At 49.7% G+C, this 13127-nt stretch carries 13 protein-coding genes; 9 read left to right on the forward strand and 4 right to left on the reverse strand.

All coding sequences use genetic code 11. From position 1 onward, the window contains the following. Positions 1-15: 15 nt before the first annotated feature. Positions 16-1146 carry a serine hydrolase domain-containing protein gene (locus BFC17_RS04910; protein ID WP_070175336.1) on the reverse strand — a complete coding sequence of 377 codons (1131 nt, stop codon included), beginning with the start codon at positions 1144-1146 and terminating at the stop codon, positions 16-18. Between the two features lie 247 nt (positions 1147-1393). On the opposite strand from BFC17_RS04910, the gene BFC17_RS04915 reads away from it, so the two are divergent. Genes BFC17_RS04915 through BFC17_RS04925 form a run of 3 tightly spaced genes read left to right on the forward strand, consistent with a single transcriptional unit; the run spans position 1394 to position 4133 of the window. Next, a complete protein-coding gene (locus BFC17_RS04915; RefSeq protein WP_070175337.1) occupies positions 1394-2785 on the forward strand; it encodes an Ada metal-binding domain-containing protein in 1392 nt (463 codons plus the stop codon). Further along, positions 2785-3240 (forward strand): methylated-DNA--[protein]-cysteine S-methyltransferase, encoded by a 456-nt coding sequence (locus BFC17_RS04920; RefSeq protein WP_070175338.1) that lies wholly within the window; start codon positions 2785-2787, stop codon positions 3238-3240. The genes BFC17_RS04915 and BFC17_RS04920 overlap by 1 nt, the downstream gene beginning before the upstream one ends. Next, on the forward strand, positions 3237-4133 hold the full coding sequence (locus BFC17_RS04925; protein WP_070175339.1) for a DMT family transporter: 897 nt from the start codon (positions 3237-3239) through the stop codon (positions 4131-4133). The genes BFC17_RS04920 and BFC17_RS04925 overlap by 4 nt, the downstream gene beginning before the upstream one ends. On the opposite strand, the gene BFC17_RS04930 is transcribed toward BFC17_RS04925, so the two are convergent. Beyond that, positions 4119-5543 (reverse strand): sensor domain-containing diguanylate cyclase, encoded by a 1425-nt coding sequence (locus BFC17_RS04930; RefSeq protein WP_070175340.1) that lies wholly within the window; start codon positions 5541-5543, stop codon positions 4119-4121. The two genes, BFC17_RS04925 and BFC17_RS04930, sit on opposite strands and share 15 nt — an antisense overlap. 198 nt (positions 5544-5741) lie before the next feature. Between BFC17_RS04930 and glmU the strand changes: the two genes are divergently transcribed. The 6 genes from glmU to BFC17_RS04960 are packed head-to-tail and all read left to right on the forward strand — an operon-like array spanning position 5742 to position 11624. Continuing rightward, a complete protein-coding gene (glmU, locus tag BFC17_RS04935; RefSeq protein ID WP_070175341.1) occupies positions 5742-7100 on the forward strand; it encodes a bifunctional UDP-N-acetylglucosamine diphosphorylase/glucosamine-1-phosphate N-acetyltransferase GlmU in 1359 nt (452 codons plus the stop codon). Next, entirely contained in the window at positions 7100-8146 is a 1047-nt protein-coding gene (locus BFC17_RS04940) for a Gfo/Idh/MocA family oxidoreductase (protein WP_083271588.1), read from the forward strand. The genes glmU and BFC17_RS04940 overlap by 1 nt, the downstream gene beginning before the upstream one ends. Continuing rightward, positions 8130-8672, forward strand: a complete 543-nt coding sequence (locus tag BFC17_RS04945; protein ID WP_070175342.1) for a DUF6942 family protein — start codon at positions 8130-8132, stop codon at positions 8670-8672. Before BFC17_RS04940 ends, BFC17_RS04945 begins: the two co-directional genes overlap by 17 nt. 60 nt (positions 8673-8732) lie before the next feature. Then, the gene (locus BFC17_RS04950; protein WP_070175343.1) at positions 8733-9503 is read left to right on the forward strand and encodes a DeoR/GlpR family DNA-binding transcription regulator; all 771 of its coding nucleotides are present in this window, start codon (positions 8733-8735) and stop codon (positions 9501-9503) included. Between the two features lie 2 nt (positions 9504-9505). Next, positions 9506-11338 carry a glutamine--fructose-6-phosphate transaminase (isomerizing) gene (gene glmS / locus BFC17_RS04955; protein WP_070175344.1) on the forward strand — a complete coding sequence of 611 codons (1833 nt, stop codon included), beginning with the start codon at positions 9506-9508 and terminating at the stop codon, positions 11336-11338. 34 nt (positions 11339-11372) lie between these two features. After that, positions 11373-11624 carry a hypothetical protein gene (locus tag BFC17_RS04960; RefSeq protein ID WP_139142000.1) on the forward strand — a complete coding sequence of 84 codons (252 nt, stop codon included), beginning with the start codon at positions 11373-11375 and terminating at the stop codon, positions 11622-11624. A gap of 347 nt (positions 11625-11971) precedes the next feature. Here the strand turns inward: BFC17_RS04960 and BFC17_RS04965 are convergent, their stop codons facing one another. Next, positions 11972-12439 carry a hypothetical protein gene (locus tag BFC17_RS04965; RefSeq protein ID WP_070175346.1) on the reverse strand — a complete coding sequence of 156 codons (468 nt, stop codon included), beginning with the start codon at positions 12437-12439 and terminating at the stop codon, positions 11972-11974. Between the two features lie 171 nt (positions 12440-12610). Continuing rightward, positions 12611-13072, reverse strand: coding sequence for an NADAR family protein (locus BFC17_RS04970; protein WP_070175347.1), 462 nt, complete (start codon positions 13070-13072; stop codon positions 12611-12613). Between the last annotated feature and the right edge of the window lie 55 nt (positions 13073-13127).

Consider the following 13127-nt stretch of genomic DNA (forward strand, 5'->3'; position numbering starts at 1 on the left):
TGCTACTCAACCGCCTTACCGCGGTTGAGTTTTTTGTGGCGCAGGCTGGCGTTTGGCCTGCTCAAAATACAGATCCCAAAAATCCGCCGTAGTGGTGTTAATCAGGTTCGATTCGGCGTTCATCAGCATCACATAGCCTGCTTTATGTTTGGGCGAAAACGACACGTCAGCACGGTAGCCTTTTACCCAGCCGCCATGGTAGTTAAGTACTTCGCCGGCATAGTCATAAATTCGCCAGCCCAGGCCATAATGGGCGTTGTTTAAGTCTTCGCGCCAGCCGCGGCGATAAACTTCCCGGGAAGTGCGTACCCGTGGCGTGGTAACGGCCTTAACCACATCCTCCGGCACCACGGTAGGAAACTCCAGCAGCATGGCCTGCAGCCAGCGGGTCATGTCATTAATACTGGCATTAACGCCAGCGGCGGGCGTAAAGCGGTAGTAGTTGCTTTCAACCTGGCCTTCTTTCCAGCGGTTACGGGCAATGGCAATGTGCGGTCTGGCCCAGTGCCCGGATGCCAGTAATCCGCCTTTGCCAGCACTGGCAGTAGCCATGCCCAGCGGCGTTAAAAGCTGTTCCTGTAACTGACGCTGATATGAAGTGTTACGGCTGACAAAGTACTCCTGAATTACCCCAAATAAAGCATTTTGATAGGTGTAACATTCGCCAGGCTTACACAAAGGCTCAAGCCCGGCCAGTTGATTAAGCACCCGTTTTAACGGGTAATTGGCTTCAATCAGGTTATCGTAGGCATTGGGCATAAAACCGCTGGACTGGCCGACAATATGACCCAGAGTCATACCCGGATTAAGTGTGCCGGACTCGCCCAGCGTCGGGCTCATTTCAGTCACCGGTGTATTCCAGTCCAGTTGATGCTGACGGACGAGTTTAGCCATCAGTACAGCGGTGAACGTCTTCGATACTGAAGCCAGGCGAAACACAGTGTCGGCGGTGACTGCCTCGCCGCCATTGTGGGTTTTACCGAAAACCTTGATTTGCGGTGATTTACCCTGCTGATAAAACACCATGGCATAGCCCGGTATATTGTACTTCTGGGCTTCCTTTTTTACTTCGGCTGCGTAACTGTCAAACCACGGATCGGCGGCCAGCGCAGGGGTGCTAAAAACGGCTGACAGCAGCAAACACATTACACATAATATGCTCCAACGGTACCGATGCACGGGCTCCAAATAATACAAACAACACTCCGGGTGACAACTTCTGAACGGGATATACAATTAATCGCCGTTATTATGCTGTGCAGGAGCACGGTGATCAACTTATTGAAAGCTTTGGCTGTTTTAGCGTTAATTTATTCGTCAGTTCCGATTTCTTCCTATGCGGGTTAACAATCCGGGCTAGAATGACCAGATATCTTACGCGGAGTCAGTCATCATGCCCGATACAGCGCAACAACAGCAATTTGCTATAGCCCGGCAATCGCGGGATCCGAGGTTTGATGGCCGTTTTTTTGTGGCAGTTAAAACCACCGGGATCTTTTGTCGGCCAATCTGCCCGGCCAGACTGCCGGATGAGCAAAACGTTAGCTACTATCTGTATGCCCAACAGGCTATCGAGCAGGGCTTTCGTCCCTGCCTGCGCTGTCGGCCGGATAGTGCGCCAGGGTCTTTTGCATGGCGCGGTGTGCAGACTACTTCGCAGCGGGCGCTTCGTTTGCTTAGCGAGGAACTGGGTAGTTCTATAAGCGATATTGCTCAGCGTTTAGGGATCAGCGAGCGCTATCTTGGCCAGCTGGTTAATGAAGAAGTCGGCCTTTCGCCCAAGCGATTTCAGTTACACAGCCGTTTATTGCTGGCCAAAAGGCTACTGCAGCAAACGGTAATGCCGGTGACCGATGTTGCACTGGCCGCAGGATTTCAGTCTGCCCGTAGTTTACACAGCCACTTTAAAAAGGATTTTGGTTTAACCCCGGGTGATCTTCGCCGGCAGGAATGCAAGCAGGATTCGGCCGCGCTGATAACCCTGTTTTTACCGGTACGGCAACCCTACAACTGGCCTCAGGTGCGGGATTTTCTGGCACTGCGTGCCGTGCCCTCAACCGAAACACTCACTACTGACTGTTACAGCAGAGCCTTTGTAATTAATGATTATACAGGGTTTGTTAGTGCTCGCTATCAACCGGCTAAGGGTGGTTTTGACGTGGCAATTGAGCTTTCTCAGCCACAACAGTTACCACCGCTGTTAGTCACTTTACGCCGGGTACTGGATACGGATACCGCAGCAGAAACTATAGAGCAGGCCTTGTTAAAAGCGGGTCTGGCAACGGAACACCTTACACCGGGCTTGCGCTTGCCTGGCGTGTGGAGTGTATTTGAAGCTGGTTGCCGTGCTATTGTGGGGCAGCAAATCAGTATAAAGGCCGCTATTACACAATTGCAGCGATTAAGCTGTGAGCTTGGTGCTGCGCATCCTCATGGCCAGACCTTTCCGACACCGCAGGCGGTGGCCGGCTCAACGCTGGATATGCTTAAAATGCCAGCGACCAGAAAACAGGCATTGCGGGACTTTGCCACGCTGGTTATACAGGCTAACGGCAAGGCGCTTTCCGATAGCGACATTCTGGCGATCAAAGGGATTGGGCCATGGACGTTGCAATATCTGAGAATGCGAGGACAAAGTGAGCCTGATGTATATCTGGCCAGGGATCTGATAGTGGCTCGGGAAGCCGGGCGTTTTGGAATTAATGTAGAGCAGGCCGCTCCCTGGCGCAGCTACCTGACTATGCAGCTATGGCAATTGGCCAATAAACCCAACGGAGAAGCCTGATGGCATTAAGTTACTGGCAAAGTCCCTGCGGCCTGATGGCGGTGACCGCCGATGAACAAGGTGTTAATTCAATTAGCTTTGTCACCGCTGCCGGGCAAGCCGAAAAGCCTTCGGCGATCACCACTCAGTGTTGTGAGCAGCTGGCTGCCTATTTTGCGGGGGAACTAACGGCTTTCACTATGCCGCTTAATCCTGCTGGTACCGCTTTTCAGCACCGGGTATGGAACGCCTTGCGTGAAATCCCTTACGGTCAGACGGTAAGTTACGCCGCCATTGCCAATGCCATTGGTAAACCGACAGCCGCCCGTGCAGTGGGCATGGCTAACGGTAAGAATCCGCTGACCATTGTAGTACCTTGCCACAGAGTGATTGGCCAGAATGGCACCCTTACGGGCTATGCCGGTGGCTTGCCGCGCAAACAGTTTTTATTGCAATTGGAGGGAGCAATTCAGTGAGTATAAAGGAGCTTAGTGCATTAGTGTTACTGGGCGCTATCTGGGGCGCATCATTTTTGTTTATGCGCGTAGCCGCGCCGGAGTTTGGCATTGTTCCGCTGGTGGTAATGCGCACCGCACTGGCAACCCTGGTGTTGCTGCCTTTTTTATATTTTACCGGTGGCGGCAGACAAATGGTTCGTCTGTGGTGGCCACTGTGTTTGCTGGGCGGAATCAATACTGCAATTCCCTTTGCATTGTTCAATTTTGCCAGTCTGCAATTGCAAAGTGGTGTGCTGGCCATACTCAATGCTACGGCTCCCATGTTTGCGGCCATGTTTGCCTATCTCTGGCTGCGTGAGAAGCTCAGTAAGCTGGCCGGCTTAGGCCTGTTATGCGGCTTTGTAGGTGTGGTGGTAATCAGTCTCGATAAAACACTGGGCAGTGACCTCAGTTTGATACCCGTGCTTGCCGTTGTTGGCGCAGCCTGCTGCTATGGCTGGGGAGCCTGCATGATGAAAAAGTCGCTCGCCGGAGTAAAACCGGTTGCCGTGGCAGCTGGCAGTCAGTTTTGGGCATCTGTACTGTTTGCCCCTTTCGCACTCAGCCAAATGCCCGGACAGTGGCCGTCGACAATTGCCTGGATGAATGCCCTGGCGCTGGCCGTGGTGTGTACCGGACTGGCTTATCTGCTGTATTTTTACCTGATTGCTTCGGCCGGCCCGGCCAAAGCCGTGATGGTCGGTTATCTGGTACCACTTTTTGGTATTGCCTGGGGCGTGGTGTTTTTGGGTGAAATGCTGAGTGTGTGGGATTTTAGCGGCGCTATTTTAATTTTACTGGGGATCAGTTTTACCACCGGCGTTGCCCAGCGCATTACACACTGGGCAAAAAGGCGGTTAGTCGTCGATTAACTGCACCCTCACCAGGTTACGGCCGTCGCGGCGAGCCTGATAAAGCGCATCTTCGGCATGGGCGGTGAGCTCATTCAGATTGCGCTTAGAAGCACTAAATGACACGCCAAAACTAGCAGTCAGGTGCATTTCAGGATAGTCGCTGGGCGGCGGTAAAATGGCGATACCGTGGCGCAGGGTTTGTGCCAGTTCCTGGGCTTCTCGAGGGCCCATTTCGGGTAGCAGAATAATAAACTCTTCACTGCTCCAGCGCCCCAGCACATCGTTTTCACGCAAATGACTGGAGATAAATCCCGACACTTTATCCAGCACATCGTCGCCCGCGTTGCGGCCAAACTGATCGTTAATCTGAATAAAGTTATCAATATCCACCAGAATAACACTCAGTGTGGTATTTTCGGCCACGATATCCTGATAGGTCTGTTCCAGTTGATTGCGGTCGGGCAACCGGTGGGTATTACGGATAATCAGTTCTGGCTGCATATCCCGGCGGAAATAGTACAGCAGGTTATAAATCAGCAGGAACAGCGCAAAAATAACCACCAGCATGGTTACCACGCTGAAAATAAAGCCCTGGGAAATTTCGGCCTGTCTGTCATCCAGCGGGCTCAGTAGATACACGGTCCAGCCAAACTGTGGCAAGCCGACTTCGGCAATCAGATAATCTTCGCCGTCGATGGTGATAAGGCGGTTATTCAGATCGTTTTGCGCCTTTACCGGATCAGGCAGACTGGCATACCAGGCCAGTTCAGACAAATTAGTAAAATCAGATTGTCTGGCATTTAACGTGGCGTCGGAAGACAGCATGACATCGCCATTACCATCAACAAACAAAAAGTCGTAGCCGTACTGGCGTTTGTAGGTATCAAAAACCGAGACAAAGCTTTTTAAGCTTTTGCCTACGCCAAAGAAGCCTAAAAACTTACCGGCGTCATCATAGATTTTGTTATCGATGTAAAAGTGGGGGTTTTCCCACTTACCGATATCCGCCACGGCATCAGCCTCGCGGTCACGGTATTTGAAATACCAGGATACTTCACCTTCAACCAGTGCCAGTTTGGTGCCGTCAGAGTTGTACTGCATGCGGGCCTGGTCACTGGCAATAAAAAAGGTCAGACCGAATTCCTGCTCCAAACGCTCCAGCGCAGCAAAAACTTCAGTTTCGTTAATATCCTGATGTTCCATTAGCTGCACCAGTTCGCGGGATTTACCCAGCGCTTCAGAGACATGTAATGGTTTTAGAATTTGCGACACAATGAGTGATACCGCGGGTGACAACGACTGTTGTTGAGCGCGGCTTTGCTCGGCGACGATTTTTGAAATACTGAAGTGTACTAAGGTGACAATTGCTATCACTACTACTGCAAATAACAGCAGTATACTTCGATGTAATGTCCTGAATGCATTCACTTGCTTATCGGAGCTCCATAATTAAGACGATAAATTAACGCTGGTCATAATACAGGCTGAATGGCTTAAGTGCCACTGTCGCCAAAGACTGACGTATAAACTGACACACCTTAAATACAAGTTGAAGTTAAAACAGCGCTGACTTGTTGCAGAGGCTTGGTTACACTATTGCCCATCAATAATAGATAAGGATAAGTTATGGCGTTTTCTGTAGTGGTTCTGGCAGCGGGTAAAGGAACCAGAATGAAGTCTGCGTTACCCAAAGTGCTGCACCCGGTTGGTGGCGTGGCCATGGTACAACGCATTATCAATACCGCAGAATCCTTAACGGCGACTGCGGTGCACCTGGTGTATGGCCATGGCGCAGAGCAATTGCAGGCCGCGGTCAGTGGTCAGCAGATTAACTGGTGCCTGCAAGCTGAACAATTGGGCACCGGCCACGCAGTAATGCAAACCGTTGAGCACATCAGTGACGACGAAGACGTGATGATTCTGGTAGGCGATGCCCCATTAATCAGGGCCGAAACACTTCAGCGCCTTATCGATGTGAAAGCCAACTGCGATTTGGCGCTGCTGACCGTGGATCTGGAAGACCCAACCGGCATGGGCCGTATTATTCGCAAAGATGACAACATTGTTGCCATTGTTGAACACAAGGACGCCACAGACGAACAGCGCGCTATTACCGAAATTAATACCGGCATGATGATGATGCCGGGTAAGGATCTTAAGCGCTGGCTAACTAACCTGACCAACGAAAACGCCCAGGGCGAATATTATCTTACCGACGTTATTGCCATGGCGGCGGGCGAAGGCAAGGTGATTAAGGCTGCTCAGCCGGATTCGCCGCTGGAAGTGGAAGGCGTCAATAACCGGGTGCAACTGGCCCGGCTGGAGCGTACTTTACAGCAATGGCAGGCGGAAACCCTGATGACTAATGGCGCAACTCTGGCTGATCCTCTGCGCATTGATGTTCGTGGTGAGTTAACCACAGGGCAGGATGTATATATCGATATCAACACCGTATTTAAAGGTAAGGTCACACTGGGTAATAACGTAGTGATAGGCCCTAACTGTGTATTGATTGACTGCGACGTGGCAGATAATGCGGTAATAGAAGCCAACAGTATTATTGAGCAGGCGAGTGTTGGCGAAGACTGCACGGTTGGACCATACGCCCGTTTACGCCCCGGTGCGGTAATGGAAAAAGCAGCCAAAGTGGGTAACTTTGTCGAGATGAAAAAGGCCCGGCTGGGCGCAGGCGCTAAGGCAAACCACCTTACCTATCTTGGCGATGCCGAGATTGGCGCGGGCAGCAATATTGGTGCAGGCACCATTACCTGTAACTACGATGGTGTTAATAAGTCTAAGACCCTAATTGGAGAAAACGCGTTTATTGGCTCCAATTCTGCGCTGGTCGCTCCTGTGGAAATAGGCGCCGGTGCTACGGTGGCGGCAGGCTCGATTATTACCTCTAAAGTGCCGGAAGACTCGCTGGCGGTGGCGCGCGCCAAACAGCGTAATATTGCGGGTTGGCAGCGCCCGAAGAAAAAATAATGGTAATAACAACACTGATAGTGGGTTTTGGCTACGCAGCCAAAACCTTTCATGTGCCATTTTTACAGGCGATGGATGAATTTAGCATTGCTGGCGTGGTGTCCTCGGATCCGGCTAAAGTGCAGTCTGTATTGCCCCAGGCCAGGGTATTTAGTGCGCTTGATGAAGCTTTGGCAAGTGGTGAATTTGATTTAGTTGTGATTACCACGCCTAATCATCTGCATGCCCAACAGGCCGAATTATCATTGCGTGCGGGTTGTCACGTTTTAGTCGAGAAACCATTTACCCTGAGTAGCGATAGCGCCCTTGAATTGGTTGAGCTGGCCGCAACGCTGGGCAAAAAGCTATGTGTGTTTCACAACCGTCGGTTCGACGGTGATTTTCTCACTCTCAGGCAACTATTATCTGAACAGGCCGTTGGGCAGGTTAAGCGCCTGGAAAGCCGGTTTGACAGGTTTCGGCCTGTGCCACGCAAGCGTTGGCGGGAAAACGCCGGGCCAGGCAGTGGCATTTTTTGGGATTTAGGCCCGCATTTGCTTGATCAGGCGTTACAACTATTTGGTATGCCGGACAAAGTCTCTGCCACTATTGGTATTCTGAGGGATGGCGGCGAAGCAGACGATGCTTTTGAAGTAACCCTGCATTATCCGGGATTTACTGTGCTGACCGGCAGCTCACCTTTTGAAGCAGGCCCCACCTTACGTTTTGCTTTGCAGGGAACCAACGGAAGTTATCGAAAATATCATCTGGACCCACAGGAAGACCAGCTCAAAGCAGGAGTCGACTTTGCTGATACTGTTTGGGCGCAAACACCCACAGCACAACACGGCGTTTTATACGGCGATGAAGGGCAACAAACTGTGCAGACGCTAGCCGGCGGCTACACGGTATTTTATCAGCAACTGGCCGACGCCCTTAAGCCCGGTAGCAAAGCGGCATTGCCGGCTGATGCCAGCAGTGTGACAGATGTCATTCGTTTAATCGAAATCGCCAGATTAGCCAGTGAACAACAACAAACCCTGACCGTTAATGCTGCCCTTAACTGACCCGGATATCATCGCCCTTGGTGATGAACAGGCTCGTATTCGGGTATACATCGGCAATCGCCCGGATACTGTTATTGAGCACGTCCGGCCCGGCGTTTCGCCGTTACTGCCGCAGGATATTTATCGAATCGGGCAGGCTTGCGGTAATGGCTGGCGTAAGGTGTTTAATGTTTACGCTAAACTCGTTTTTGCGCTTCCTGAATCGCTGGGCTTGCGTGGTGACAACACCAGTTGGCAGGCATTTCGTGATAACCGCCTATTGCAGGCGGGCTCCGGCACTGCGCTATGGTTTGGTGTGCCTGGGGAGTTCACGCCTGACGTGCTACATATTGTCACCGGCAAAACTTACGCAAACTCGCTAACTTTCGCTTCATCCTTTCATTGGGAAACTCCCGAGTTTGCTTTGGACCTGAAACGAAACTTAGTTGTATGCCCCTACTTTGATTACCGCCAGCTTTCTAACAGCAAAATTCTCTTTCTAATCGAATTGCTTAACCAGCTACATTTACCTATGTATAAAAATTAATGCGTAACATTTGAAAGTTTAATGCTATATTTAGTTTTAAATGAAACTTGTAACTTTCGAATGAAACAAAAAAGAAACCCTCAGGAGCGTCACGAACGTATAGTTGACTGGGTTGTTCAGCACGGACAGACCCCGGTGGAAGATCTTGCGCGGGCGTTCTCTACCTCTGAAGTGACCATTCGTAAAGATCTGACCCAGCTTGCCGAACAAGGCCGCTTAATTCGCCAGCATGGTGGCGCGGCTCCGGTAACTCGCAGGCAAAAAGAGAGTACCGCCAAGGCATCGTTAAAACAGGCTATTGGCAAGCTGGCCGCGACCCTGGTGAAAGACAGCCAGAAAATTGTAATCGACAGTGGCAGTACTACCGCCACCATGGTTGAGCATCTTACTCAGCCCAGCCAACTGGTGGTGATGACTAATTCACTGAACGTCGCTAATCAGCTGGTGGCTTTTAATAATGAACCAACGGTACTGATGACCGGCGGCACCTGGGATAAACAATCACAGTCGTTTCAGGGCAGTATGGCCGGTAAGATGCTGCAGTCTTACAGTTTCGATATGGCCTTTGTTGGCGCTGCCGGACTGGATATTGAGCGCGGCACGACCACCTATAACGAATTAACCCAGCTCAGCCAGGAAATGGCGCGCGTGGCGGGTAAGGTGGTGGTACTGGCAGAATCATCTAAACTCAGGCATAAAATGCCCAATATTGAATTAGCCTGGCAACAGGTAGCGGTACTGGTGACCGACGACGGTTTACCGGAAGAAGCGGAACAACAATTAAATCAACAAGGTGTGACGGTGATGAAAGCCGCACTCAATGGAGAATAGCTATGTGTGGGATCGTTGGCGCAGTTGCTGAGCGTAATGTAGTAGAAATCTTGCTGGAAGGGCTTAAACGTCTGGAATACCGGGGTTATGATTCTGCCGGTGTCGCACTGTTACAGCCTAACGGTATCCTCAATCGCGTACGCCGCACCGGTAAGGTACAGGAGTTGGTTGATGCGCTGAGCGATCAGGAAGCATTAGGCTCTACCGGTATTGCCCATACCCGTTGGGCAACCCATGGCGGCGTTACCGAAGCCAATGCTCACCCGCATTTTTCTTCCGATCGCATTGCCGTTGTGCACAATGGCATTATCGAGAATTATCAGTCTCTGCGCGCCGATCTCACCAGCAAAGGCTACACCTTTACCAGCGATACCGATACCGAAACCATTGCCCACACAGTGCACGAGGAGTTAAAGAATACGGATTCTTTATTAGCAGCAGTGCAGGCTTCGGTTAAACAGTTTCACGGTGCTTATGGCACGGTCATCATGGATCGTAACGATCCTTCGAAAGTGGTAGTTGCCCGTTCCGGTAGCCCGCTGGTTATTGGTCTTGGTTTAGGTGAAAACTTTATTGCCTCAGACCAGATGGCGCTGCTGCCTGTTACCCGTCGCTTTATTTTCTTAGAAGAAGGTGATGTAGCCGAAATTACCCGTCGCACTGTGTCGATTTATGACCAGGACGGTAAGCCGGTTAAGCGTGAAATCATCGAGTCTAATATTGAGCACGATGCTGGTGACAAAGGCGGATACCGTCATTACATGCTTAAGGAAATTCACGAACAGCCAACGGTAGTGCGTAATGCATTAAAAGAGCGCGTGGGTGATGAAGGCCTGTTGTCGGATATCTTTGGTAAAGGCGCAGACGAGTTACTGGCCAAAGTAAAACACGTGCAGATTGTGGCTTGTGGCACCAGCTATCACGCCGGGATGACCGCTCGCTACTGGTTAGAACAGTTTGCTAATGTTTCCTGTAATGTAGAGATTGCCTCAGAGTTTCGTTACCGCAAATCCGTGGTGCACGAAAACAGCCTGCTGGTAACTATTTCACAATCAGGCGAAACCGCTGACACGCTGGCTGCATTACGCCTGGCTAAAGAGCTGGGCTACATGGCCAGCCTGACCATTTGTAACGTACCGGGTTCATCGCTGGTGCGTGAATCTGACATGGCTTATATGACCCGTGCCGGCGCCGAAATCGGCGTGGCCTCCACTAAAGCGTTTACCACACAGCTTACCGCCTTTTTAGTGTTGACCGTGGCATTAGGCAAACATAACGGCATGTCTGAGGTCGATCAAAAGGCGATTATTCAAGGCTTACACAGCCTGCCAGCCAAGCTTGAAGAAACCCTGGCTATCACGCAGGGAATCGAAGACCTGGCCGAAGAGTTTGCCGACAAAAACCATTCCTTATTCTTAGGCCGTGGTGATCAATATCCGATTGCAATGGAAGGCGCGTTAAAGCTTAAAGAGATTTCCTATATTCACGCCGAAGCCTATGCCTCTGGCGAGCTTAAGCATGGCCCACTGGCGCTGATCGACGAAGAGATGCCGGTTATCGTGGTGGCACCAAACAATGAACTGCTCGAAAAGCTTAAATCAAACGTGGAAGAAGTGCGCGCCCGTGGCGGCATCATGTATGTGTTTGCCGATAAAGATGCAGCCTTCGCCAGCGACGAAACTATGCGTGTAATCAACGTACCGCACTGCGATGGCCCAATCGCGCCAATTATCTATACCATCCCGTTACAATTGCTTTCATACTATGTTGCTTTGATTAAGGGCACAGATGTGGATCAGCCTAGAAACCTGGCTAAGTCAGTTACCGTGGAGTGATGTTCAAGTAATACACTCGGTAGATATTTACCGAGTGTATAGAACTACTGCACTTTCTCTCATCGACCTTACAAAAGGTGAAGAACAACGTTATTCAATGTATCATGAAGGAATGTCTTGGTACGATATGAGCATCTTTCTAAGAGCAAATAACATCCTTACCAGTACTGGTTTAGAGTTTAACCCCAAACGTGTGTTTGGAGTGATGCAAAAAGTTCTGAAAAGGCATGAACGAATAAATGATATTAGAGTTCTTGAAGAAGTCATTGATGTGTATCTTTCTTAAGGAATAGTAATAACCATAAAAATTACAATCTAAAATTCATCTGCTAAAGTAAATCATGCTTAATAAATCCATGAGTAAAGAAAAGAAAAAAACTAAAAATAATAATTTTATGTTGTGGATTATAATTATTTTTATGATGTTCATGTATTGGTGGTTTCTTAACCGATGAGGATTAAAGAAACGGTAAAAACTATTACATACAAAATTAATCCGTTACTGTGGAATAATTAAGGGCCTGTACTTCTTGCTAAGAAGCCAGAGGTGTTGACAAGAAGCCCTCAACATCCTGGCTTATAAAGCTATCTTCAATTCCCAATAAGGACTTGCATGTCGCCCTTATCTATAAATTAAAACTGATACCCAAATTCAAGCAATAGTTTGGTGTCGAGCCCTGAGTTTGTGTCACCAGCTACTAACGAGATACCAAGGTGAGCGCCGGGTTGCTCAATGCCTTTGGCAAAGTAGTGGTAGCTGAGTCCCGCGCCATAAACCGCTTTGGTATCGTTATAACTTTCGCGCTCGTCACCCACTATGCCGATGTACACACCGATGCCATGATTGGTGTTGTCGAAACCGAGTAAATCAGCCTGTATCCAACCAGCACCAGCGCCACAGGTTGCGCCACCATAACTTGAATAACTCATACACCCTGCAGATACATACTTAAGATCGGTTGCAGAGCGGCTAGCTACATTGACACCCAGCCCACTGTAAAGACTTCCGATGCCAACGCCAAATGAAAACTCATTGGCTAACGACGTGGTTGAAACAGACAGCGGCAAAAGCAAACAAGCCAGGGGTTTTAATATTTTCATTAGTATCCTTACAGTTATTAAATTGCTATTCCTGAAAATCGGGGGCGCTCAAATATTCTTAAACGAGCACAGTAGAATGGAGGGCACAATCTACCCCCCAAGCTATCATCAAATCACTGAAAAACATAATAAATATTAACGGATTGAGTTGTGACAGCTGTTACTCGGGAGCTACACAGAGCGCAGTTTGTCGCGGATATCCATCCAGGCTTTACCAATATGGTTTAACCCGCGCTGATCCCGGCCAATACCCCAAAAGTAGTCATACTGTGAGGTCTCAACAATTAATTTGTCTTCCGTGGCCAGCAGGGCCTGACGAACTTCGTCGTACATTTGTACTTTGGTGTACAAGGCACGTTTCATCATTATCGGTGCAGTGGTTTTGTAATCAGTAATCTTTGGGCGATACCATGCCTTTGCATAAACACAGGCTTTTTCGCCGGTGGGAAGTGTCGCCACCTTTGTTGCTTGCTGTGCATTGCGCAGCGTTTTTGCGTGCACGTAGTGCTCGCAGGTCAGCCAGTTTTCGTTATCCAGTAAAATGGGATGTTCGGAGCATGGAGCAAGCGGATTTTTCACATCAAAGCGCGAAAACCGGTAGGCTTTCTCCATAGCAAGGTTGGCAGTAAACACAGTCAGTCCATCAGCAAAATCAAATTGATGGCCAGTATAAAGAATTATCGGCGCG

This window comes from Marisediminitalea lipolytica (assembly GCF_001758465.1).
Taxonomy (GTDB): domain Bacteria; phylum Pseudomonadota; class Gammaproteobacteria; order Enterobacterales; family Alteromonadaceae; genus Alteromonas; species Alteromonas lipolytica.

Coding starts and splice junctions, on each gene's coding strand:
- BFC17_RS04920 (WP_070175338.1), top strand. CDS start 2,785: ATGGCATTAAGTTACTGGCAAAGTCCCTGCGGCCTGATGGCGGTGACC.
- BFC17_RS04940 (WP_083271588.1), top strand. CDS start 7,100: ATGGTAATAACAACACTGATAGTGGGTTTTGGCTACGCAGCCAAAACC.
- glmS (WP_070175344.1), top strand. CDS start 9,506: ATGTGTGGGATCGTTGGCGCAGTTGCTGAGCGTAATGTAGTAGAAATC.
- BFC17_RS04910 (WP_070175336.1), bottom strand. CDS start 1,146: ATGTGTTTGCTGCTGTCAGCCGTTTTTAGCACCCCTGCGCTGGCCGCC.
- BFC17_RS04945 (WP_070175342.1), top strand. CDS start 8,130: ATGCTGCCCTTAACTGACCCGGATATCATCGCCCTTGGTGATGAACAG.
- glmU (WP_070175341.1), top strand. CDS start 5,742: ATGGCGTTTTCTGTAGTGGTTCTGGCAGCGGGTAAAGGAACCAGAATG.
- BFC17_RS04950 (WP_070175343.1), top strand. CDS start 8,733: ATGAAACAAAAAAGAAACCCTCAGGAGCGTCACGAACGTATAGTTGAC.
- BFC17_RS04965 (WP_070175346.1), bottom strand. CDS start 12,439: ATGAAAATATTAAAACCCCTGGCTTGTTTGCTTTTGCCGCTGTCTGTT.
- BFC17_RS04915 (WP_070175337.1), top strand. CDS start 1,394: ATGCCCGATACAGCGCAACAACAGCAATTTGCTATAGCCCGGCAATCG.